The organism is Bowmanella dokdonensis (assembly GCF_017254865.1).
GTDB lineage: Bacteria > Pseudomonadota > Gammaproteobacteria > Enterobacterales > Alteromonadaceae > Bowmanella > Bowmanella dokdonensis.
Genome location: NZ_JAFKCV010000003.1, coordinates 287,689 through 310,258, shown reverse-complemented (window position 1 = coordinate 310,258; position 22,570 = coordinate 287,689). Strand labels below are relative to the sequence as shown.

General features: G+C 54.5%; 26 protein-coding genes and 1 other RNA gene. 16 read left to right on the top strand and 11 right to left on the bottom strand.

Features of this window, described 5'->3' with window-relative positions:
- Nucleotides 1–34 precede the first annotated feature (34 nt).
- Together recN and J0A66_RS07415 are read left to right on the top strand one after the other, a co-directional pair.
- Nucleotides 35–1,711, top strand: a complete 1,677-nt coding sequence (gene recN, locus J0A66_RS07420) for a DNA repair protein RecN (protein WP_206573155.1) — start codon at nt 35–37, stop codon at nt 1,709–1,711.
- A 191-nt stretch (nt 1,712–1,902) separates the two neighbouring features.
- On the top strand, nt 1,903–2,253 hold the full coding sequence (locus J0A66_RS07415) for an outer membrane protein assembly factor BamE (RefSeq protein ID WP_206573154.1): 351 nt from the start codon (nt 1,903–1,905) through the stop codon (nt 2,251–2,253).
- Nucleotides 2,254–2,324: 71 nt separating this feature from the next.
- Here the strand turns inward: J0A66_RS07415 and J0A66_RS07410 are convergent, their stop codons facing one another.
- A complete protein-coding gene (locus tag J0A66_RS07410; protein ID WP_206573153.1) occupies nt 2,325–2,696 on the bottom strand; it encodes an RnfH family protein in 372 nt (123 codons plus the stop codon).
- Nucleotides 2,689–3,123 carry a type II toxin-antitoxin system RatA family toxin gene (locus tag J0A66_RS07405; protein WP_206573152.1) on the bottom strand — a complete coding sequence of 145 codons (435 nt, stop codon included), beginning with the start codon at nt 3,121–3,123 and terminating at the stop codon, nt 2,689–2,691. Before J0A66_RS07405 ends, J0A66_RS07410 begins: the two co-directional genes overlap by 8 nt.
- Nucleotides 3,124–3,308: 185 nt before the next feature.
- Here J0A66_RS07405 and smpB point away from each other — a divergent pair, with 185 nt between their 5' ends.
- From smpB to J0A66_RS07385, 4 genes are all read left to right on the top strand, one after another.
- Nucleotides 3,309–3,788 carry an SsrA-binding protein SmpB gene (gene smpB, locus J0A66_RS07400; RefSeq protein ID WP_206573151.1) on the top strand — a complete coding sequence of 160 codons (480 nt, stop codon included), beginning with the start codon at nt 3,309–3,311 and terminating at the stop codon, nt 3,786–3,788.
- 95 nt (nt 3,789–3,883) lie between these two features.
- Nucleotides 3,884–4,244: a transfer-messenger RNA gene (ssrA, locus tag J0A66_RS07395) on the top strand.
- A 450-nt stretch (nt 4,245–4,694) separates the two neighbouring features.
- A complete protein-coding gene (locus tag J0A66_RS07390) occupies nt 4,695–5,432 on the top strand; it encodes an SDR family oxidoreductase (RefSeq protein ID WP_206573150.1) in 738 nt (245 codons plus the stop codon).
- Nucleotides 5,433–5,533: 101 nt separating this feature from the next.
- On the top strand, nt 5,534–6,478 hold the full coding sequence (locus J0A66_RS07385) for a YihY/virulence factor BrkB family protein (RefSeq protein WP_206573149.1): 945 nt from the start codon (nt 5,534–5,536) through the stop codon (nt 6,476–6,478).
- A 12-nt stretch (nt 6,479–6,490) separates the two neighbouring features.
- Here J0A66_RS07385 and J0A66_RS07380 read toward each other — a convergent pair whose 3' ends face one another.
- Both J0A66_RS07380 and J0A66_RS07375 read right to left on the bottom strand, forming a co-directional pair.
- Nucleotides 6,491–7,555: a saccharopine dehydrogenase family protein gene (locus tag J0A66_RS07380; protein WP_206573148.1), complete on the bottom strand. Its 1,065-nt coding sequence runs from the start codon at nt 7,553–7,555 to the stop codon at nt 6,491–6,493.
- 290 nt (nt 7,556–7,845) lie between these two features.
- Nucleotides 7,846–8,751 (bottom strand): LysR family transcriptional regulator, encoded by a 906-nt coding sequence (locus J0A66_RS07375; protein WP_206573147.1) that lies wholly within the window; start codon nt 8,749–8,751, stop codon nt 7,846–7,848.
- A gap of 92 nt (nt 8,752–8,843) precedes the next feature.
- Between J0A66_RS07375 and J0A66_RS07370 the strand changes: the two genes are divergently transcribed.
- Genes J0A66_RS07370 through J0A66_RS07350 form a run of 5 tightly spaced genes read left to right on the top strand, consistent with a single transcriptional unit; the run spans nt 8,844 to nt 13,357 of the window.
- A complete protein-coding gene (locus J0A66_RS07370; protein WP_206573146.1) occupies nt 8,844–10,052 on the top strand; it encodes an acyl-CoA dehydrogenase family protein in 1,209 nt (402 codons plus the stop codon).
- Nucleotides 10,049–10,831 (top strand): SDR family NAD(P)-dependent oxidoreductase, encoded by a 783-nt coding sequence (locus J0A66_RS07365; protein ID WP_206573145.1) that lies wholly within the window; start codon nt 10,049–10,051, stop codon nt 10,829–10,831. The genes J0A66_RS07370 and J0A66_RS07365 overlap by 4 nt, the downstream gene beginning before the upstream one ends.
- 12 nt (nt 10,832–10,843) lie before the next feature.
- Nucleotides 10,844–11,899, top strand: coding sequence for a phosphotransferase family protein (locus J0A66_RS07360; RefSeq protein WP_206573144.1), 1,056 nt, complete (start codon nt 10,844–10,846; stop codon nt 11,897–11,899).
- Nucleotides 11,896–12,576, top strand: a complete 681-nt coding sequence (locus J0A66_RS07355; protein WP_206573143.1) for a histidine phosphatase family protein — start codon at nt 11,896–11,898, stop codon at nt 12,574–12,576. Before J0A66_RS07360 ends, J0A66_RS07355 begins: the two co-directional genes overlap by 4 nt.
- A 10-nt stretch (nt 12,577–12,586) precedes the next feature.
- Nucleotides 12,587–13,357, top strand: a complete 771-nt coding sequence (locus J0A66_RS07350) for an SDR family oxidoreductase (protein ID WP_206573142.1) — start codon at nt 12,587–12,589, stop codon at nt 13,355–13,357.
- On the opposite strand, the gene J0A66_RS07345 is transcribed toward J0A66_RS07350, so the two are convergent.
- Complete coding sequence (locus tag J0A66_RS07345) at nt 13,342–14,241, bottom strand: LysR substrate-binding domain-containing protein (protein WP_241264089.1); 900 nt, start codon at nt 14,239–14,241, stop codon at nt 13,342–13,344. The genes J0A66_RS07350 and J0A66_RS07345 overlap by 16 nt on opposite strands.
- A gap of 172 nt (nt 14,242–14,413) precedes the next feature.
- Here J0A66_RS07345 and J0A66_RS07340 point away from each other — a divergent pair, with 172 nt between their 5' ends.
- Together J0A66_RS07340 and J0A66_RS07335 are read left to right on the top strand one after the other, a co-directional pair.
- Complete coding sequence (locus J0A66_RS07340) at nt 14,414–14,731, top strand: hypothetical protein (RefSeq protein ID WP_206573140.1); 318 nt, start codon at nt 14,414–14,416, stop codon at nt 14,729–14,731.
- A gap of 289 nt (nt 14,732–15,020) precedes the next feature.
- The gene (locus J0A66_RS07335) at nt 15,021–15,416 is read left to right on the top strand and encodes a DUF3718 domain-containing protein (protein ID WP_206573139.1); all 396 of its coding nucleotides are present in this window, start codon (nt 15,021–15,023) and stop codon (nt 15,414–15,416) included.
- Between the two features lie 98 nt (nt 15,417–15,514).
- Here J0A66_RS07335 and J0A66_RS07330 read toward each other — a convergent pair whose 3' ends face one another.
- A complete protein-coding gene (locus J0A66_RS07330; protein ID WP_206573138.1) occupies nt 15,515–16,285 on the bottom strand; it encodes a substrate-binding periplasmic protein in 771 nt (256 codons plus the stop codon).
- A 302-nt stretch (nt 16,286–16,587) separates the two neighbouring features.
- On the opposite strand from J0A66_RS07330, the gene J0A66_RS07325 reads away from it, so the two are divergent.
- From J0A66_RS07325 to J0A66_RS07315, 3 genes are read left to right on the top strand one after another with little or no spacing between them, the layout of a single operon-like run.
- The gene (locus J0A66_RS07325; RefSeq protein WP_206573137.1) at nt 16,588–17,502 is read left to right on the top strand and encodes an aminotransferase class IV; all 915 of its coding nucleotides are present in this window, start codon (nt 16,588–16,590) and stop codon (nt 17,500–17,502) included.
- The gene (locus J0A66_RS07320; protein ID WP_206573136.1) at nt 17,499–18,224 is read left to right on the top strand and encodes a sulfotransferase-like domain-containing protein; all 726 of its coding nucleotides are present in this window, start codon (nt 17,499–17,501) and stop codon (nt 18,222–18,224) included. The genes J0A66_RS07325 and J0A66_RS07320 overlap by 4 nt, the downstream gene beginning before the upstream one ends.
- A 17-nt stretch (nt 18,225–18,241) precedes the next feature.
- Nucleotides 18,242–18,943, top strand: a complete 702-nt coding sequence (locus J0A66_RS07315) for a DUF4336 domain-containing protein (RefSeq protein WP_206573135.1) — start codon at nt 18,242–18,244, stop codon at nt 18,941–18,943.
- A 6-nt stretch (nt 18,944–18,949) separates the two neighbouring features.
- Here the strand turns inward: J0A66_RS07315 and J0A66_RS07310 are convergent, their stop codons facing one another.
- Genes J0A66_RS07310 through rnd form a run of 5 tightly spaced genes read right to left on the bottom strand, consistent with a single transcriptional unit; the run spans nt 18,950 to nt 22,540 of the window.
- Nucleotides 18,950–19,447 carry a YcgN family cysteine cluster protein gene (locus J0A66_RS07310; RefSeq protein WP_206573134.1) on the bottom strand — a complete coding sequence of 166 codons (498 nt, stop codon included), beginning with the start codon at nt 19,445–19,447 and terminating at the stop codon, nt 18,950–18,952.
- Nucleotides 19,444–20,109 (bottom strand): fumarylacetoacetate hydrolase family protein, encoded by a 666-nt coding sequence (locus tag J0A66_RS07305; protein WP_206573133.1) that lies wholly within the window; start codon nt 20,107–20,109, stop codon nt 19,444–19,446. The genes J0A66_RS07310 and J0A66_RS07305 overlap by 4 nt, the downstream gene beginning before the upstream one ends.
- Complete coding sequence (locus J0A66_RS07300) at nt 20,087–21,085, bottom strand: lytic murein transglycosylase (protein WP_206573132.1); 999 nt, start codon at nt 21,083–21,085, stop codon at nt 20,087–20,089. Before J0A66_RS07300 ends, J0A66_RS07305 begins: the two co-directional genes overlap by 23 nt.
- Nucleotides 21,082–21,366 (bottom strand): YcgL domain-containing protein, encoded by a 285-nt coding sequence (locus J0A66_RS07295; protein WP_206573131.1) that lies wholly within the window; start codon nt 21,364–21,366, stop codon nt 21,082–21,084. The genes J0A66_RS07300 and J0A66_RS07295 overlap by 4 nt, the downstream gene beginning before the upstream one ends.
- Nucleotides 21,367–21,397: 31 nt before the next feature.
- A complete protein-coding gene (gene rnd, locus J0A66_RS07290; RefSeq protein WP_206573130.1) occupies nt 21,398–22,540 on the bottom strand; it encodes a ribonuclease D in 1,143 nt (380 codons plus the stop codon).
- Nucleotides 22,541–22,570 lie beyond the last annotated feature (30 nt).

The following is a 22,570-nucleotide window of genomic DNA, read 5'->3' as shown; positions in this document are numbered from 1 at the left end:
TTACAGCATCTGTATAGATTAACAGGTGTTTATCATGCTGCTGCAACTTTCTGTGCGTAACTTCGCCATCGTCCAGTCCCTGGACATCGACCTGCAATCCGGTATGACTGCCATTACCGGCGAAACGGGAGCGGGAAAATCCATTGCCATCGATGCGCTGGGATTATGCCTGGGTGAAAGAGCCGACGCGGGCATGGTACGCGGTGGAGCTGACAAGGCCGAAATTACCGCCTGTTTTACCCTGGCCAATCTGCCGCAGGCGCAACGCTGGCTGGCCCGGCAGGAACTGGCGGATCCGGATGAGGATCAGGACTGTATCATCCGCCGGGTGATCTCGGCAGAAGGCCGTTCCAAAGCCTTTATCAACGGGGTGCCCGTTTCCCTGCAACAATTGAAGGGACTGGGCCAGTATCTGGTCAATATTCATGGTCAGCACGCCCATCATCAGTTACTCAAAGCAGACAACCAACGCGTGATCCTGGACGAGTTTGCCGATCATGAATCTCTTCAGCAGGAGGTGGTGACGCAATATCAGGCCCTGCAGGAAAGTCGAAAACACTATCAGGAACTGCAGGAAAGTCGCGAACAACGTGAGGCCAGGCGCCAGTTGCTGGAGTACCAGGTACAGGAACTGAATGAATTTGCCATCGAAGAAGGCGAATTCGAACAACTGGAAACCGAGCATAAAAGGCTGAGCCACAGCCAGAGCCTGCTGGAACAATCACAGTTGAGCTTTTATCAGTTATACGACTCTGATGAGATCAATGCCCTGTCCATTATCCAGCAGTCTATCGACCGCCTGTCAGAGTTGCAGGAACATGACGCTACCCTGGGCCCGATCGTTGAGCTGCTGTCAGAGGCCAATATCCAGGTGGACGAGGCCTCCCAGCAATTGCGAGACTACATGGAAGGACTGGAGATCGATCCCCTGCGCATGCAGCAGGTTGAAGCACGATTCTCACGAGCCATGGAGCTGGCGCGCAAGCATCAGGTAGTGCCAGAAGGTTTGTATCAGTACCATCAGCAACTGCTGGGCGAGTTTGACCAGTTGCAACAGGATGATGATCTGCTCAATGAACTGGCCGGTAAACTGGAATTACAGTATCAGGCCTACCAGCATTCAGCTTTGGCACTCAGCCAATCCCGTCAGCAGGCTGCCGACAGGTTGGCTGAAGCGGTGCAAAGCCAGATTCGACTGATGAATATGAAGCAGGCCTGCTTCCAGGTTCAGGTCAGTTACGATGAACAGGCCCCGGCCAGTCGCCATGGTCTGGATCAGGTGCATCTGCTGGTAGCCACGAACCCGGGGCAGACACCCGACCTGCTGGAGAAAGTCGCCTCGGGCGGCGAGCTGTCCCGTATCGGTCTGGCTATCCAGGTTATTTCCAGTGCCAGCCATCAGGTGCCCACCCTGATCTTCGACGAAGTGGACACCGGTATCAGCGGTCCCACCGCTTCGGTGGTGGGGCAGTTGCTAAGACGCCTGGGAGAAACCGCCCAGGTGCTCTGTGTTACCCACCTCCCGCAGGTGGCCGCCAGTGGTCATCATCAGATGCTGGTCACCAAGTTCAGTGACGGCAAGACCACCGAAACCCATATGATGTCCCTGGAACAGGATCAGCGGGTGGAAGAGCTTGCCAGATTATTGGCCGGAGACAAACTGACTGAGTCGGCCCTGGCTAATGCCCGGGAACTTTTAGGCCAGCACTGACTCCTATTTTGCACTTGAATCCGTGCAGCCTGTCCACATATAGAAGCTAACAATTTGCGTGGAGGAGCCCGGAGCAGGACGTTGAATCCTGTTCCGGGCGCTTCTTTATTGGCAGCCTCAATCAGGCAGGCAGATAGACAGTCACCTGCCACTAAGTTAGGATGCTGCCTCCTTGAGAAAAGCAAAATAATATGAAGTACACAAAACTCCTCATCAGTCTCCTTGTTATTGCCAGCTTGCAGGCCTGCAGCAGTTGGATTTACCGTATTGATATTCCGCAGGGAAACTACCTGGACGAAAAGGATGTGCAGAAACTGCGTATTCAGATGACCAAGGAACAGGTGATCTATGTGCTGGGCCAGCCCGTGGTCAATGACCCTTTCAACCAGGACAAGTGGTATTACGTCTATACCATGAAGCGTGGTATGAGTGACGACCATGTGCGCAAGGAACTGATTATAGAATTCGACAATGGCAAGCTGGCCAAAGTCAGCGGCGACTTCGAAATGGGCGAAGACTTTAATACCCCCTTGGACCAGTAAGTGCTAACACCCGAATAGAAAAGAAAAAAGCCAGCGTTTGCTGGCTTTTTCCTATTTTGTCGCCGCTTATTTCAATCAGGCTGTTCCTCTTCGTCCCCTTCCTGCCGCTTAAGGGGATTGGGCCGTCCGCCAGTCACCTTGTCTGCCCTGCCCTCATCCTTGGCCTTCTCGGCACGGCGACGCCTGGCTTCCTTGGGGTCGGCAATCAGTGGCCTGAAAATGGCAATGCGATCACCTTCCCTGGGCTCATCGGACAGCTTGCAGGTGCGATACCAGATGCCCACCTTGTTATTATCCAAATCGATCTCAGGAAAGCGTTGCAGGATCCCCGAAGCGCGGATTGCCTGCTCCACCGTACTGCCCTGCTCGACCACCACTTCCAGCAGCGCCTGTTTGTCCGGCAGGGCGTAAGTCACTTCCAGCCGAATCTGCTTATCAGTCACCGTAAACCTCCCTGGCCCTTTTGGTAAAGGCATCCACCATATTACTGGCGATACTGGAGAACACTTTGCCAAAAGCCATCTGTGCCAGACGGCTGGAAAATTCAAACTCCAGGTTTAACTCAATCTTGCAGGCATCCTCTGACAGAGGAATAAACTGCCAGCCGCCCCGCAAATGAGTAAACGGTCCGTCGACCAGCTGCATGCGGATGTACTCGCCGCGCTTGAGTTCGTTCAGGGTGGTAAACCACTGCCTAAGGCCGCCCTTACTGACCAGCAGAGAGGCTTTCATATGGGCTTCATCGCTTTCCAGTACTTTGGTTTCGGCACAGCCCGGCAAAAAGCAGGGGTAGGCGCTCACATCGTTGACCAGATCAAACATCGACTCGGCGCTGAAACTGACCAGCGCACTGCGATTCACGTTTGGCATCAGTACTCCTCTTTGCCACTCCTCTGCACGGGAGCTTCAGCTTTTCGTCCCACAATTAAACCAACCGGAGACGAGAAAAATTCGTTGCAGTATAACCGTAAAGCCCGCCATGATGCATGCCTGAAAAACGCATCCGGTGGTCCTTCCACTCGCTAATAAAAATGGTTCGGGTATAATACGCGGCGATGAACAAGAAGCACTCAAAATCCAATCAAAGCAATACCATAGCGCTGAACAAAAAAGCCAGGCATGAATACTTCCTGGAGGACAAGTTCGAGGCAGGTGTTTCCCTGCAGGGCTGGGAAGTCAAAAGTATCCGGGCCGGCAAGGCGAATATTGCCGACAGTTATGTGATTATCCAAAATGGCGAAGCTTACCTCCTTGGCGCCCAGATCCAACCCATGAATCAGGCGTCAAGTCATGTGGTCTGCGATCCAAACCGGACCCGTAAACTGCTGCTCAAGCGTCGCGAACTGAACCGGTTGATCGGCCTGCGCGAGCGTCAGGGATACTCCATTGTCTGTACTGCCATGTACTGGAAAAAATGCTGGGTCAAGGTCGAGATCTATCTGGCCAAGGGCAAGCAGAGCCAGGACAAGCGTGACACCATTAAGGACAGAGACTGGTCGCGGCAGAAGGAACGAATCATGAAACACGCTGTCTGAGTACCAGGCGGAATTCAGCGTAAGGAAAATCTTCCTTACCACCCTTGAATAAAGTAGACTCCGCCCTCACTTAGATAGAGTGACAAAACGCTTTCGGGGCTGATTTAGGATTCGACAGGATTCTGGACGCTCGAGGTGCATGCAGAGGATGCGGTTGGCCTCTCAAAAAAACCGCATTAAAGTAGTCGCAAACGACGAAAACTACGCTCTCGCCGCTTAATAACCGGCCGTGAGCCCTTCCACTCTGGCTTTGTCCATGGGTAGAGGTTCGGAAGGTCATCCACATGGACTAGCGAGGGAAACCCGCCTGGGGTTGAACCGCGAAATAGAATCAGGACCGCTACGAGAAATCCTGTTTGTCGGAGTTCGAAGTAGTTAAATAAAAGACAAACTAAGCATGTAGTACCAACAGTTGACGCTTTCTGGACGGGGGTTCAACTCCCCCCAGCTCCACCAAATTAAAAAAGGCCACCCCGCAAAGGTGGCCTTTTTTAATTTGGCCGCTGCGGCGGACGCGCGCCCCCGTGGGGGTTCACGAGCAACGTCTGGAGCGTTGCCGAACATCGCTGCCGTCTGCCGATAGCCCGAAGGGTGAGGCCAGGGATGGGCCGAATAGCTCCCCCATCGGATCTTGCTAACTGCAATACAGGCTGCCGCTTTTCTATCCAGTCTTGCCTGCGCTGAAAGGCATGGTTTTTTTATTGGTTGAATTAGGGAATTGCAAGTCCCATAGAGGGTTCACCAGTTCGTCTGGAACGAACTGGAACAGCCGCAGGCTGGCCCAAAGGGCCAGATACAAGGAAGTATTTTGTAGCTCCCCCCAGCAGACTGAAAAGGCATCGATTGCTTGACCAGACAAGTCAGCCTCTTTTACCTTGGCAACACTTAAGATCTGATGGGAATCCCATGACCCAGAGTAAAACCGTGCTGGTAACAGGCGGCAGCCGTGGCATAGGCGCCGCCACCAGCCTGCTGCTCGCTTCTCAGGGCTATCAGGTGGCAGTCAATTACCTCAGACAACAGGACGAAGCCAGTCAGCTGGTGGAGAAAATTCGCTCCGGGGGCGGCCAGGCTCAAGCATTTCAGGCCGATATAAGTCATGAGGCACAGGTTATCCGGCTGTTTGAGCAGATAGATAGTCTGTTGGGACCTGTGACCCATCTGGTTAACAATGCCGCGATCCTGCTGCCGCAATCCAGACTCATTGATATGGATGTCGAGCGGATCAGCCGGCTGCTGCAGGTCAATGTCACCGGCACCTTTCTGTGTTGCCGGGAGGCTCTTAAGCGCATGCAATCAGGCGCAGCCATCGTCAATGTGTCCTCGGTGGCCGCCAGGACAGGTTCCCCCAACGAATATATCGACTATGCAGCCTCCAAAGGGGCTATCGACAGTCTGACCCGAGGCCTGGCGGTGGAAGTCGCACCGCAGGGTATCCGGGTAAACGCGGTCAGGCCGGGCTTTATCCACACCCGGATGCATGCAGACGGCGGGGAACCGGAACGCATCGAAAGGCTGAAAAGCCGGATTCCGATGGGCAGGGGCGGTGAGCCGGAAGAAGTGGCCGCGGCCATTGCCTGGCTGCTGTCGGATCAGGCTTCCTATCTGACCGGTACTTTTATGGATTTGGCCGGCGGGGTCTGAGGCTGATCAGAATTTTCCTGTTGAATCCGTGCCTGGTCCCTTGTGCGGATTGGCATTGTCTACACTCAAGGTTAAGACCAGAGCAAGCAAAGGAACAGGCAATGAACAAGGGCCACAAGGCCTCTCATCCGGGTCAGATCCCACTGGCCGGGTGGTGGGCTATCAGCCGGCGTATCTTCCGCAAAATGGCAGATGACAGACTGCCACTGATAGCTGCCGGCGTGGCCTTTTATTTCCTGCTCGCCCTGTTCCCGTTGCTGGCGGCGTTTATTTCCCTGTATGGACTCCTGGTGGACAGCCAGCAGCTGACCCAACACCTGGATGCCATGGTGGGTATACTGCCCTACGACAGCCGACAGCTTTTGCTGGAACATGCCGGGCGACTTGTAGGCTCATCGCAGGCAACCCTGAGCATGGGCGCCCTGCTGAGTCTGCTATTTGCCCTTTGGAGCGGCAGCCGAGGGGCCCAGGCGTTGATGTCGGCCTCCAATATCACCTACGGGGAAGCAGAGGATCGGGGATGGCTGAAGGGCCTGCTCATGCGCCTGGCATTGACCCTGGGGGCAGTGGTCTTTTTGGTCATCTCCTTGTCGCTGATTACCTGGCTGCCCTTGCTGCTTGAATCCATTGGCCTGGGCCGCATCGGCGAGCAACTTTTCTCCGGCCTGACCTGGCCGTTTCTGGCACTGATTTTCAGTTTAGGTCTGTCACTAATGTATCGTTATGCCCCCTATCGACGACGGGCCAAATGGCGCTGGATCACGCCGGGTTCGGCGATTGCCACCCTGCTCTGGCTGATGGCCTCTGCGGCTTTTTCCCTCTACGTCAGCGAGTTTTCTCGTTATAACGAGACCTATGGTTCATTGGGCGGCATTGTGATTCTGCTGATGTGGCTTTACCTGAGTGCCTACATCATCCTTTTTGGCGCCGAATTCAATGCCGCTACTGAGCACCAGACCAATCAGGACAGCACAAAGGGACCGGACAAGCCGATGGGAGAAAGAGGGGCCTACGTTGCCGATACCCTCCCCGACAAAGACTCGTAACACATCAGGCCTTCATTCTGAAAGCCACTCCAGTTGGGTGACCCCGGGCAGTCGCCAGACAAAGTCCGCCCCCATCATCTTCGACGGGGTGGTACAACCCTGGCCACTCACCTCACCGGCCATCAGCGCCTGGATCATGGCCAGTGGCGCTGAGATAGTCAGGTCATAACCGTTGGGCGTAATAAAGCGAGCCGTTTTGCGATTACCCTGTTCGTCCCATACCTGCCCCCACAAAATGGTGGGACTCTCCCTGCGTACTTCTTCAGACGGGCCTTTAATACGTTTATCCACCTGTTTCTTGCTCCAGGCCTGTACCCAGGACAGGGACCAGAACCAGCGGAATTTTTGCATCCTGTGTACCCGTTTGACCGTGTTGGGTGAAACGGGCACATACACAGCCACGTTAGGAATGCCGGTACTGTGATAGGCGGTGCTGACATCGCCCCAGGGGATAGTCATAGCCAGTCGCTCTCCCTGGCCGAAATCGATCTGCCGGGTTCTGGAATAAATACCCTTGATGCGGCCGTTTTCCCTTACCTTACACAGCTCTCCCATACCCTCTGCCATGGTCTTGGCTGTCCCCGGGCTTAGGTGTTTGCCGGCCTTGTAGGCAAGTTCCAGATGAGTAGCCGACGGCAAGGCCTGTTTCAGTTTGGCGGCAAGACAATCGGTAGGGACCACATCGAACCCCACTCCCGGGCAGACCAGGATACCGGCTTCCCTGGCTCTCTTGTCTGTGTCAGTGGAGTGGCATTGCTCGAATACGGCTATCTCGCCGGTAATATCGAAGTAGTGGGTGGCGGTATCCAGGCAGGCGTCCAGCATCGGCTGGCTGGTCGAGGAGAAAGGACCGGCGCAATGCAGCACTAAGTCCACATCGTTGAGGGCCTGGCGGACCGCCTGACCATCGGACAAGTCAAACACCCGGGACGGCAACGCCAGCTCATCGGCCAGCGCTTTGATCTTTTCACCGCTGCGGCCAGCCAGAATCGGCTGCATACCACGGGCCTTGGCCTCCCTGGCAATCAGGCTGGCACTGTAGCCATTAGCACCATAGATCATCCAATTTCGTTGCATGTTATTCTCCTGTGACATTAGAGGCTGTTTATCTTTCATATGCCCCTCTGGTGAGAGATAAAAATGGCTCAACCCATAGGGCTGGGGCTATTTTCCCGCCCAGTGGCGTCATCAGTCGCTTATTTAGGCCCACTAAACTTCACTCCTGCCGCCTTGCTGGACAAGAAAATAGCCGCCAGCAGAGGCGCACATGAAAGATAAACAGCCTCTAGGTGGCCGGACCAGACTGGTCTTTTTTATTAATTTCATAAAACCTGTCAGGAAGCAAAGGCTAGATTAACCGACCCGGCTCACAGAGCAGGGATCAGCGCCAGGATCTGCTCCCGAAGCCAAACGTTAGCGGGATCCTCACCTCGGGATCTGTGCCAATACAGATAGACCTCCAGTTTCAGTTCAGGCAGGGGAAAATCAGCCAGGGAAAAAGCATGCAGCCTCTGAATCTGGGAGAAAAACAACCTGGGCAGAGTCACCAGGCAATCTGTTCCCGCCGCCAACTGGCAAGCAGTCCAATGACTCTGGCAACGCATAGAAAGCTCTCTTGAGTGTCCATGACGGGCCAGGAAGTGATCCTCTATTCCCTGTCCCTGGGCCCGGCGGCTGACCAGCACATGTTTGGCCGCTAAGTACCCGGACAGTGATAAGGACTGCGCCAGCAGGGGATGGCCTTGTCGGCCCAGTACCACATAGTCGCTTTGCAGCAACAACTGCTGTTGAATCTGATCATTGACCAGGGTGGCCGCGTCAATGGCCAGATCAAATTCACCGCCTACCAGTCGCTCAATGACAGACTCGCGACTGATGCCCTGCCCGGTCACCGTCACCCTGGGTGCCGCCTGTGCCAGTCTGCTCATCAGCGGCGGCAACAACAGGTTCTCTATAGCGCTGTTAAGCCCCAGCACGAACCGCTGATTGGACTGGCCGGGGTCAAATCTGTGCAACTGGGCCAGGCTGCTGTCCAGCAGAGCCAGAGCCGGGGTCATTGCAGTGACCAACCGCTCAGCCTTGGCAGTGGGTACCATACGCCGTCCCCGTCGTTCAAACAGTGGATCGTCCAGGGCGAGACGCAAACGGTTCAAGGCATGGCTGATGGCGGGTTGGGAGACATGCAGGATCTCCCCGGCCCGGGTAGTGGAGCGACAGTCGTAAAGCACTTTCATCAGCACCAGCAGATTCAAATCCAGCTTATTAATATTCATTATCTGAATCAAAAGTAATAAATAGAATTCATTCCTTTTATACGAATGAATTAACTAGACTGCAAGCAAGTTCAAATCCTCAGGCTCTTTGCATGTTCGAACTTTCACTCCATGCCCGGCAGACGCTCAAGCAGGTCACAGAACGGGTACAGCAGCAAATCATTCCGTTGGAACAGCCCTTTGCACAAGCCATGGCCAATCCAGACCGGGGTTGGCAACTGATGCCAGAGCTTGAGACGCTTAAGTTGGATTGCCGGGAAAAGGGACTGTGGAACCTGTTTATGCCGGTTAAGGAGTATGGCGCCGGCTTTAGCAACTATGAATACGCCCTGATGGCCGAGGCAATGGGACACAGCCTGCTGGCCCCCGAAGTATTCAACTGTAATGCCCCTGATACGGGAAATATGGAAGTGCTGGTACATTACGGATCGCAGCTACAACAGGAGCAATGGCTTAAGCCCCTGCTGCGCGGGGACATCCGTTCGGCCTTTTGTATGACCGAGCCAGAGGTAGCCAGCAGCGATGCCACCAATATGCAGGCCACTGCCCAAATCCAGGGCAATGAGGTAGTGCTTAACGGTCGCAAATGGTGGAGCACGGGAATCGGCCATCCAAACTGCCGGATGCTGATCTTTATGGGCCTGACCTTCCCGGAAGCCCCCAAGCATCAGCAACATTCCATGGTCCTGGTGCCCAGGGACCATCCGGGGGTAAAAATAGAGCGATTGCTCAGTGTATTTGGGAGCAGGCACCTGCCACAGGGTCACGGGGAAGTCAGCTTCGACAATGTGCGCCTGCCACTGGGTGCCATTATTGCCGGTCCCGGTCGCGGCTTCGAAATCGCCCAGGGACGACTGGGACCTGGACGGATCCACCACGCCATGCGCGCCATCGGCGCCGCTGAACGTCTGCTGAAAATGATGATTGAGCGGGGTATCCACCGTCGGGCTTTCGGCAAGCCGCTGATCGATTTAGGCGGCAACAGGGAGCGTATCGCCAATCACAGGATGGCCATCGATCAGGCCCGGCTCCTGTGCCTGCATACGGCCAGACTCATCGACAACCAGGGCATCAAGGCTGCCATCTGCGAGGTAGCGCAAATCAAGGTGGTGGCAGCCAATCTGATGCAGCAGGTAGCAGATGACGCTATCCAGATGCACGGCGGCGCCGGAGTGGATGACAGCCTGCCACTGGCTGAATTCTGGGCCGGCGGCAGAGTGCTGCGCATCGCCGATGGCCCCGATGAGGTTCACCGCGCCACCATCGCCAAACTGGAACTGAAGAAATACGGACATCTATGAGCCAATACATTCTGATTACCGGTGGTGCCCACGGGCTGGGTCTGGCCCTGGCCAAAGTCCATGCCAGACGCGGCGACCAAATCTTTATCCTGGATATCAATCCTGAAAATGGTCAACAGGCAGTGAGGACGCTGAATGCCCTTGGCGGTCACAGCCGGTTTATTCAAACCGACCTGACCAGTGCGCAGGCCTGCCGGCAGGCTATTGATGAGGTTATCTCCACCTGGTCCCACATTGACAGACTGTACAATAATGCCGGCATTGCTGGGCGTATCTGCAAGCTGGAACAGCAGCAGGACGAGGACTGGCAACAGGTATTTGAGCTGAATCTGTTTGCACAGGCGCGGCTGACCCGGTTGCTGCTGCCTCAGCTGCGACAGAGCGCAAAGGCCCATGTGACCAATATTGCCTCCATGGCCGGTCTGCTGTGTGGCAGCCACACCTCCATTTACAGTGCCAGCAAGGCGGCGGTGATTGCTCTTTCGGAGGTGTTGCAACAGGAACTGGGTAAGGAAAAGATTGGAGTAACGGTCGCCTGTCCGGCATTTTTCCAGACTGCCCTGGCACATAGTATTCCGAAGCAGGATGCAAAAGCCCGTCTGGCGGTGGAGAAGCTGATGCAGCGCAGCCCCCTGAATGCCGATGAGGTAGCCACGATTATCATTGAAGCCTCGGATCAGGGCCAGTTCTTATGCCTGCCTCACAGGCGTGAGCGCTGGATGTGGTACCTCAAGCGCCTGCATCCTGGCGCCTTGTATTCCCTGATGCGTAAACTCTGAGTAAGGAATATTATGCGCGAGCAAGACAACACCATAGCCCCTAGAGACGGTGAGCATCTGCCGCTGGAGAGGGTAGATCAGTGGCTGAAAAGCCAATGTCCACACCTTCAGGGCCAGCCACAGATCCGTCAGTTTCCGGCCGGGGCGTCCAATCTCACTTACCGGCTCGCCTACGATAACGACACATTCATCCTGCGCCGACCGCCCTTTGGCAAACTGCCGGCAGGCGCCCATGATGTGGCCCGTGAGGCAAAGCTGATGCAGGCGCTTAAACCCCATTATCCCTATGTGCCCGAGGTACGGCTTATCTGCACCGACCATCGGGTAATGGCTTGTGATTTTTATCTGATGAGTGAAGTAAGGGGCCTGATTCTGCGCCGTGAATTGCCGGATTCTTTGCCTGCAAGCCCTACCACCAGTGACTCCCTGTGCCGGATCTATATTGAGGGACTGGCCCGGTTGCATAACCTGGATATCAAATGCTGTGGCCTGGAGGGTTTGGGTAAAGGCGAAGGCTATATGCAGCGCCAGATATCGGGCTGGCGAAAACGACTGGAAAGAGCCAAGACAGAAGATGTGGCCGATTTTCTTCCTATAAGTGAGTGGCTGGATGCCAATCAGCCTGCTGAAGACTCTCCCTGTGTGATCCATAACGACTACCGGTTCGATAATCTGGTGCTTGACCCGGACAGCCTTGAAGTTATCGGGGTATTGGACTGGGAACTGGCCACCCTGGGCGATCCCTTGATGGATCTGGGTAGCGCTCTGGCTTATTGGGTGGAACCCCAGGATCATACCATTATGCAACAGGTCAGGCTGCAACCGACTCATCTGCCGGGCATGCTGAGTCGCGATGACATGGTGGCTGCCTATTTTGAGGCCACTGGCCGTGATCCCGTGCCTTTTGGTTATTATCAGATCTTCGGCCTGTTCCGTCTGGCCGGCATCGTCCAGCAAATCTATCAGCGCTATTTTACCGGCCAGACCAAGGATGCACGCTTTGCCGGTTTCGGGCATCTCAGTAACCATCTGCACCAGCGCTGTCTGGCATTGATGGAGCAACAATGACTATCAGGTATCTGCATCTGGTCCGCCATGGGCAAGCTGCCAGCGATCTGCACCAGTATGACGATCTGAGCGCACTGGGCCACCGGCAGATGCAGCATCTGGGCAGACAGATGCAAGATCTGCTTGAGCAGGCCAGGTTTCATTGCGGCAGTCTCAGGCGACAGCAGCAAAGTGGTCAGGCATTTTTAAACGGTGCGGGGTTGAGCCAGCAAGTGAGGCTGTGTGACGATTTCGATGAGTTCGACTTTCTGGACGTGCTGTTTTGCGTGAGACCCCAGTGGCGGGATCCGGCTCAGATGCAAAAGACCCTGCAGGAAGAAGCAGAACCCGAACAGGCCTTTATGCAGATATTTAAGCAGGCCATGCAGCGTTGGGTGTCAGGGACTGAACAGGGGGACTATAAAGAAAGCTGGCAGGCATTTTCTGCCCGCACCCACCGGGGCATGCAGGCCCTTACCACGGACAGCCATCATTGGGTATTCACCTCAGGGGGCGTGATTGCCGCCCTCACAGCTGCAGCCATGAAACTGGACGGTATCCAGGCCATTCACCTGAACAGCCGGATTGCCAATGGCTCTGTGACCAGCTTCTTGTCAGTGGGCGATCGCTGGCGCTTGCTGACATTTAACCAAATCCAACACTTTTTGCCCCATCCCGAATTACTGACCTTCAGATAAGGAGCCAATGATGAGTCCATCCAATCCCTTCGACCTAACCGGCAAAGTTGCGCTGGTTACGGGTGCAAGCCGCGGCATAGGTGAGGCCATCGCCAAATCGCTTGCCGCACAGGGGGCCCGGGTCATCGTGTCCAGCCGCAAGTTGGAGGGCTGTGAACAGGTTGCCGGACAGATCCGCCAGGCCGGTGGTCAGGCTGAGGCTATGGCCTGTCATATCGGCGATCTTGCTGCCATGCAGCAGACGGTAGCGCAAATCATCGAGCGTTTCGGCCGTATTGACATACTGATAAATAATGCTGCGGCAAACCCTTACTTCGGTCCCATAGACAAGACGCCGGTGGAGGCCTTCGACAAGACGCTGGAGATTAATATCCGCGGCTATTTCTATATGACTAACCTGGTGGGCCAACAGATGAAAAAGCAAGGCAGTGGCAGCATCGTAAATGTGGCCTCGGTTAACGGTGTGATCCCCGGCGAAGGTCAGGGCATCTATTCCATCACCAAGTCGGCGGTGATTGCCATGACCAGGGCTCATGCCAAAGAATGGGCCGCCAGAGGCATCCGGGTTAACTGCCTGCTGCCCGGTCTGACCAACACCAAATTTGCCAGTGCCATTACTGACAATCCGGATATTATGAAACAAGTACTGCCGCATATTCCCATGGGCCGGGCCGCCGAACCGGAAGAAATGACCGGCCAGGTTCTCTACTTTGCCAGTGACGCCAGTCGCTATACCACCGGGGCCTGTGTCAATGTAGACGGCGGTTATTTGCTGGTGTGAATTGCCGCTTCTGATATAGGGGCCATGGCCCGGGTCAGCCATTGCTGAAACTGGCGGATTTTTTCCCGTTCAAAATAACGTTGTGGCGCAACCAGATAATAGCTGTACAGGCTGGCACACTGAAAATCATTCACCCGGGCCAACAACCCGCGCTGGATCAGTTCATAGACCAAACTGTGCCTGACCAGCGCCAGCCCCTGGCCGGCCAGTGCAGCTTCGATAATCAGGCTGGAGTCCTGGGACTGCAGAGCCACATTGCAATCAGTCAGTTGCAGATGATTTTCCTGCATAAAAAGCCCCAGGGCCTGCTGATCATCTCCTGACACATCCACCAAAAGCGGCACCTGACGCAAGTCCCGGCTGGCTTTTAACAGGTTGGGATGGCAGATGGGATAGAAATAGTCATCCAGCAACTTGATACTGTGCAGATCGGCATAGCTGCCCTGGCCGAAACGAATAGCCAGATCCAGATCCGTTCCCTCAAACTCCAGCCTTTGCGTGGTGGGCAGCAAACGTACGCTGAACTGCGGATGCTGGCGATGAAAGTCGCCCAGCCGGGAAGCCAGCCAACGATTAGCAAAAGAGGGTATAAGGGTAATGTTGAGCACATCCGGACGGGGATCCCTTCCCAGCGATGCCACCCCCTGCTCCAGGCTGTTAAAGGCCTCGGTCACATAACCGAACAACTGTTGCCCCTGCTCCGTCAGTCTGACCTCCCGGTTCAGACGCACAAACAGCGGTAAGTCCAAATGGGACTCGAGCAGCCTTATCTGCTGGCTGATCGCTGCCTGGGTCACATTCAATTGTGACGCCGCCTGTTTGAAGCTGAGCAAGCTGGCAGCCACCTGGAAGTATTGTAGTGACTTAAGAGGGGGAAGTCGCATCTTCACTTAAGATATTCTTATCTTGTTGATAGTTTTAATCGTTTGTCAGTCCTGTTAACCATCACTAATTTATAGGCAAGGTAAAGAAAATACAAGTCAACCGCCGGAGGAAGAAACGGCGAATGATTAACAATTTCTTACCTGCCTATTCGCTAACCCGGAGACAAACACCATGAAGCACTTTCTGTTTATCCTTACCCTATTCCTGGTCATCAGTGGACTGGGGCAGGCCCAGAGTCTGGAGAAGCTGTATACCGAGCCTGGCTACCCGTATGGAGAACTGGTCCGTCGCAGTGAGCAGGTGCGACTTAGCTACCATCCCAAGGGCCAGCAAATAAGCTGCAGCGCAGAGATCCACCAAGGAGATCGAAGCTGGAGAGGCCAGCGGCAGCTCATTGATGCCCGGGACTTTGACAAAGCGCCGTTCGAAGCCTGTCTGGACAGAGGCGAAGCCAAGGCGATTCTCGGACAACTCGTCAGCCAGTCCTGACTTGTCTGGGCCGGACAGAATCCGGCCTCATCGTCCTGATTTAACCTCTCAAGCCATGCCGTACCCCTCTGGTCAGGGAAGCCCCTGGCCAACCCGCCTGCGCACTATTCCTTGCGCAGGCAGATCACCCATCCCGCCCCCTATGCCCGCCCATGCAGTTGCTTGTCACTAAAAGGTATCAGTTCACATACTCAGGTACGATTTTCAGCCTATCGGCTGTTGAATCTTTTTCATACACTTTTCCTCGTCAAGACCATTAACACTTTGTTTAATTTAAGAGGCCATCAACATGAAAAATTCAGCTATCGCCATCCTGGTTTCCCTGTCTGCTGCGGCATTTGCCCCTGCCAGTTTTGCCGACATCAACGACGATCTGCAAAATATCTGCACTATCGTGAAGAACGATGACAAGTCCGAATTGCGCAAGAAACTGAAAAAAGTGCAGGACGACTACAACCTGCGCCTGGGTGATTACTACACCGGCATCAGCTGTGGTGGTAGCAGCCTGATTCGCTACTCCATGGAAAACAATGCGGTAGAAGTGGGCACCTATATGATCAAGAAAATGACCAAAACCGATCTGACCCAGGCCGAACAGGACGGCATGCCGCTGCAAACCTGGGCAGAAACCAATGGCCACATCGGCACAGAGATTGGTAAAGAATTGCTCGACCGTATCAGCTGAAACCAGTCTGATCCCTCTCCCTTTAATCCCGCCAATGGCGGGATTTTTGTTTCTGGGGTCAAAAGGAACCGCATAACTGCTGATTAATCCGATTGGTATTATTTACCGGCCAGCTCCGGCAAATCCGTTTTCAGTCCGTAGTTGGCCATCAGTTGCTGGATGTCCACCTGATGGTCAGTCAGAAACTGATTAAACTGATTTAGTCTGTCCAGTTCCCTCACCGTGGAGAGATGGTAGCTGACTCTGGATACGGGCAGATTGGGAGCCACCACCAGACTGTCCTGCAAACCCAGTTGGGACAGTTGATGCATGATGACATTATATTCTCCCTCTGCGACAGTGACCCGCCCTTTGAGGACCATCAGTGCGGCAGCCAGGCTGTCGTTGACTTCAATAAATTCAAAATTATGGTTGGGCTTGACCGACAGCCATTTGGTGGGAGTAAAACCGCGCACGATAGATAAGGAACGGACCTGCGGCAGGCTAATGGAGACGTGCTCGGGCTTCACCAGGGCCACCCCCAGAATAGATACCACTGCATGGCTGTAGTAACGACCATCGTCCCCTTCCCTGAGAGCCTGCCACTTGGGGTTGTCCGGATAGATAAAGTCGATTGTTTCTGCCTGGCCATCGCTGAACAGGCGCTTAACAGGCATGGGGATATAGCGGATATCCAGGTCATACTCCCTGGCAAAGCGCCTGAACAGATCACCAGCGAAGCCCCTGAGCTCACCCCTGGTAATATCGTAATGAGGGTAATGGTCGATCTGTTGTATGCCAATCACCAGTGGCGGTAACTTCTTTGCGGGAGCCTCTTGTCCCACGACAGGCAAAACGATCAGCAGAATCAATAAGTTTAGTAAACGCACTCGGGATCCCGTCAGATAATGGCCGGATAACACCGATCGGTGTATCAGCGCGACCAGACCGCACCTTTCCCATCCCGGGAAGCCAAGCTGTCACCTCACCTGCAGGCCATATGGCAACAGCGCCTTAAGAGTGTCAGACAAATCTGTCGATTTGTCAGCTTTTATTTGCCGCTTTGTTATACGACCAGCAATTGATCTACATCGGATAATTCGGCTGCCTCGGCCCACGGGGGATGAAATTCCAGCTCCCTTTCGGCTAAGCTGGGCAAGGTTCAACAACAACAAGAACAGAGGAGAGCAGGATGGCGAAAGGTACCCATGAGTATCAGGATGATCCGCGCAATGCGGAGATACTGATCAATATCAATGGCGAACTGATCAAAAGGGCAGATGCCAAGATATCCGTGTTTGACAGCGGCTTTATCCTGGGTGATGGCGTGTGGGAAGGTATCCGCCTGCATCATGGCAAGCTGGCTTTTATCGATCGTCATATGAAGCGCTTGTACGACGGGGCCAAGGCCCTGGATATGGATATTGGCATTACCCCTCAGGCGTTGGTTCAACGCATCGAACGCACCTGTCAGGCCAACCATATGCAGGACGGTGTGCATATCCGTCTGATGGTCACAAGGGGCCTTAAGGCCACCCCCTATCAGGATCCGCGTGTCACTGTGGGCAAGGCGACTATTGTCATTATTGCTGAATTCAAAACACCCCTAAGAACGTCCGATTTCAAAGGGATCCGTCTGTTTACCAGTCATGTGCGAAGGGGTTACCCGGATGTGCAGGATCCGAAGCTCAATACCCATTCCAAGCTCAATTGCATCTTTGCCTGCATCCAGGCCGCCAAAGCGGGTGCCGACGAAGCCCTGATGTTGGATCCCCATGGTTTTGTAGCCACCTGCAACTCGACTCATTTTTTTATTGTGCGCAATAACGAAGTCTGGACATCCAGTGGCGACTATTGTCTGGACGGTATTACCCGCCGTAACGTGATCGATTTGTGCAAGGCCAACCAGATCCCTGTCTTTGAACGTAATTTCAGCCTGTCGGATGTCTACGGCGCCGAGGAAGCCTTTGTCACAGGCACTTTCGCCGGCCTGACGCCGGTAAGGGAAGTAGACGGGCGCCAGATTGGTGATGGCACCTGGCCGATGATTGACAGGTTACAGCAACACTATGTGCAGTTGATAGAACAGGAGGGCCAGTCCCTATGACGATAAGAATTGCCATGTGGTCGGGACCACGCAATCTGTCCACTGCCATGATGCGCAGCTGGGAAAACCGTCCCGACTGCGAAGTGGTTGACGAGCCTTTTTACGCCTATTACCTGAATAAAACCCGGGCAGATCATCCCTTTTTCGATGAGATTCTGGCGGCCCAGAGCTCGGACTATATGACAGTGGCCAAAGAACTGAGTGAAACCCCCGTTTCCAGCAAGCTGCAATACCAGAAACATATGACTCACCATATGCTGCCAGGCTGTGAGATGAATTGGTGCAGGGATATCCGGCATTGCTTCCTGATCCGGGACCCTGCCGAGGTGGTCAACTCCTACACTAATAGTATGGGCCAATGCAGCGCTGAAGATATCGGCATTGAACGCCAGTATGAACTGTACGAGCAGATAAGCCGCATCAGCGATCAACAGATTCCCGTATTGGATGGCAATGATGTGCTCAAAGATCCGCAAACCATGATCCCGGCCCTGTGCGAGGCATTAAATGTACCCTTCTATGAGCAGATGCTGAGCTGGCCGCCTGGAAGGCGCGACAGCGACGGGGTATGGGCCCCCCACTGGTATCATTCTGTGGAGGCCTCCACCGGTTTCGCTCCCTATCAGGAGAAAGAGTTGAACTTGACCGGCGCACAAATAGATGTTGTGGAACAATGTCGTCCTTTCTACCTGAAGTTAAGAGAAAAACGCATCAGCGGCTGAGCCTGGAGAGACACGACATGGATAGTCCACCGCTAAAAGCTCTGGCCCGGGATCTCTGGATCCATGATGGGCCAGCAGTCCCCTTCTACGGACTGCCTTACAGCACCAGAATGACAGTGGTCAGGCTGAAAGATGGCAGTCTGTGGATTCATTCACCTGCGCAATTGTCAGACAGCTTGACGACAGCGATAGACGCCCTGGGCCCGATCTGTCATCTGATTGCCCCCAACAAGCTGCACCACCTGTCTCTGGCCGACTGGCAGCGACGCTATCCTCAGGCGGGGGCATATGGTGCGCCGGGACTGGCCGAGAAACGACCCGACCTGGCCTTCGACGGCATATTGACGGATAGTCCCCCCTCTGCCTGGCAGGGACAGATTGACCAACATATCTTCAAGGGAAGTGCCGTCATGATGGAGGCAGTATTTTTTCACCCGCCCTCCAGGACATTGATCCTGACCGACCTGGTGGAGAATTTTCCCAGGGACTACTTTCACGGCTGGAGACGATGGGCCGCCAGACTTTCCGGTATTCTGGCTCCTAACGGCAGGACACCTTTGGATTGGCGCCTGAGTTTTCTCTTCAATAAAAGTCAGGCCAGACAGTCATTGCAACAGTTATATGACTGGCGGCCCGAACGTATCCTGTTGGCCCATGGGCAATGGATAGAGAAGGACGCGATGGCGTTCCTGCGCCGCTCGTTCAGTTGGCTGGACTGATGATAGTCAGTCCAGATCCTCAAGGGGCCACAGGGCTATATACTCTTCAAACTCCTCTGGCTCCATACCGTCGTCAGAGACAGTTTTGCCCCTGACCGACATGCCGGCCTGATGCATGGCAGACTTTTTGCCCTTATGCAGCAACGGATGCCAGGATGGCAGGCCCCGCCCTTCGTGCAGCCGCCGGTAGCTGCAACTGGGTGGCATAAAGAAAATGTCTTTCAGATTGTCCCGGGTCAGTTTCACGCAATCCGGCACAAGCTCAGTGCGCTTCGCATACTGGGTACACTGACAACTTTTGGTGTTGAGCAGATGACAGACCACGCTGGTATACACCAGTTGTTCGCCGTCACGCAGGAAATCGGTGGGCTGGTCATCGCCCTCCTCATCCTCGATAAACTTGTGCAAACAGCATTTGCCGCAACCATCACAGATAGCCTCCCATTCCCGGTCATTCATCTGCTCCAGGTCCTTGTGCTCCCAGAATCTGTTTGCTTGTGTCATGCAGCTCTCACCTGCGCCTGCGCGGCGAGCAGTGAGCCCATACTGGCCCTAAGCTTATCTCCTGGCTGCAGGGGACCGACACCGGAAGGGGTACCGGTCAGCACCAGATCGCCGGGTTGCAGGGTAAAATAACGCGAAACCTCTGCCACCAGCGCCGCCATGCTGTGGATCATCAACCCTGCATCGCCCTTCTGACGCACTTGCCCGTTGACTTCAAGCTGGAATTGCAATCTTTGTGGCTGTGGCAACTGGCCCAGTGGCACAAAGCCGCTTAGGGGACAACTGCCGTCAAAGGCTTTGGCCCGCTCCCAGGGCTGTCCTTTGGCCTTAAGTTGATCCTGCACTTCACGCAAGGTCAAATCCAGGGCCAGGCCGATGCCCCACACACCCTGCATGGCTTGTTGCTCGCTGACTCCCCGGATGGGTTTCCCGATCAGTAACGCCAGTTCCAGCTCATGGTGGCAGGGTCCCTGCACAACAGGAACGACGATGTCGTCGGTAAAAGGGACCATCGAGGTGGCCGGTTTGATAAACAGCAATGGCTGTTCCGGAACCTCATTGTTCAGCTCCTGTATATGGGCCAGATAATTACGCCCCACACAAACAGCCTTACCGACCGGCAGCCCGATGGGCTGCTGTTTATTGTCCAGGTGCTGATACATGCGACTCCCGGATTTCAGCCTTGATACGGTCAGAAAGATAGCCCACGGCACTGCCAAAATAGGTGGAACGGTTCCAGTTCATCAGGGTATGGAAGTTGTCATAAACCAGATAAAGGCGCCCGTGTTCATCGTCAGGCATAATCAGGCTGGCGCGCAAGTCCCGCCCAGGTAAATCCGAGCCGTCATAACGGCGCACGCCCAGGGCCTGCCATTCACTAAGCGTTTTCATTTTATCCTTCTCCAGGCCCGTGAGTTGTAAGTCGAACCCAGCCGGAATAGTCACCTGACGGCCCCAGGTCTGACTGTCATCCCAGCCCACCGTTTTCAGATAATTGGCAATGGATGCAAACACATCGGCCTGATTCTGCCAGATATCTTTTTTACCGTCGCCGTCAAAGTCATAGGCATAGGCCAGAAACGAAGTGGGCATAAACTGACTCTGACCCATGGCACCCGCCCAGGAGCCCAGAAACTGATCCTTGCTGACATGCCCCTCATCGAGAATCTTCAGTGCCGCAAACAACTGCTTCTTAAACAGGGCTTCACGGCGCCCCTCATACGCCAGGGTGGCCAGGGCGGACACTACCGGATAATTGCCCTGGATCCGGCCGAAATTACTCTCGTTACCCCACAACGCCAGGATAAACCTGGGCTGAACACCGAATTTCCTGCCGACGGCCTCCAGTACCTCGCGATTTTCCACATACTTGTCGACGGCCTGCTTAACTTTCCAGTCCGGCACCCGACTGGACAGGTATTTGTCCAGAGTCAGTTTGAACTCCGGTTGGTTCTTATCTGAACTCACCGCCCTTTCATAGAAACGGATATCCGCAAAGGCCTGCTCAATGAGTTCGGCACTGAAGCCCTGTTCCGCAGCTTCCTGGCGAAGGGACACTACGTACTCGTCAAAGCTCGGTTTGCCCAGGGCGGTAAAGCTCAGTAAGAAAAGGGCGATGACCGATACTTTCTTAATCATTCTGTGGCTCCTTGTGGTGCGCTTTGTATGTGTTGCTTGAGAAGATTCTCTTTCGGGGGCGGCAGTTGCAGATAATAACCTTTCTCCTCCATGGCCTGGCGTACCTTGCCCGCATCGCTTAGTGCCAGCCTCGTCTCTGGTCCGAGCGCGATCACCATGATCAGTTGCGGTGAACCGAAGCTTTGCATCAACGGGGCCGGCACAGCAGAAAAATCGTCCCGGTTGGGAACAAAAAGATAGGTTTCGTCTTTTTTAGGACTCTTATATATGGCGCATAACATTCTGTGACCCCCTACCACCTGGCTGACCGGATCAGGACAAACTGACACCGACTATCTTACTGATGCCCGCTTTGAGCAGAGGTTCCCGCCAGGTGCAAATCAAATCCGGTCTGAGGCCTGTTAGTCTACCTTCATCCAGTTCGAACCACAGCCACTTGAGCAACTGATTGATCTGTTTTTTTGAGCCAAGCATCTCAACGGGGATCTGCAACTGCGTTGAAACTTCTTCGCAATGTTGCCTGATCGCCTGGGAGACCTGCTTGTAAGCAGGAAAATCCACCAGCCGCTCTACTTTATCGGGATAATGTTCCGGTGGAAGTTCATGGCACCGCTTAATGATTTCCAACAATTCATCACCATGGCGGCGGACATCCTGAGGCGGCATGCCATTGATGCCGTAGAATGCGTTCTTCTGCATCGGTTGACGCCTGGCCAGTTCAACCAGGTATTGTTCCTTGAATACAAAGTTCAGGGCCACATTGTTTTCCCTGGCTTTTTCCAGTCGCCATTTGGCCAGGTATTTTAGGGTCGCCAACGCCCTGCCCCTGAGCTGCCAGTTGTTCTTGATGGTCAGATAAGCCTGATCCGGAGCTAAATCAGTACGTTTCTTCAGCGCCAGTTGGGCCATTTCATCGAACACCCACTGTCGGCGCTCCAGCTTGTCAATGGCTTCTGCAATCATGGGGTACAGCCGGTAAAGGTACAATACATCATTGGCGGCGTAGCTGAGTTGCTGCTCACTGAGGGGGCGACTCAGCCAGTCAGTGCGGGATTCTCCCTTATCCAGACTCACGCTCAGCATCTCCTCAACCAGTTTGGCGTAGCCAAGGGACGGGCCCATGTTCAGCAATCCGGCGGCAAACTGTGTGTCAAACAAAGGAGCAGGAATGACCTGCATGGCCGTCCAGAAGGTTTCCAGGTCTTCGGAGCAGGAATGTAAAACCTTGACCACCTTGGGGTCGGTCAGTAGGGCTTTCAGGGGAGACAGATCGTCCATGGCCAGCGGATCGACCAGTACCAGAGCTTCACCGTCGTAGAGCTGAATAAGACCCAGTTGTGGATACAGGGTGCGGGTACGGACGAACTCCGTATCCACGGCGATGAATTCTTTCTGCCCCGCCTGCTCACAGAAGGCCTGCAGGGCTTGTCGATGATTGATAATGGTATAAGTCATAGTCTGAAATGAAAAAACCGGCTGACGCCG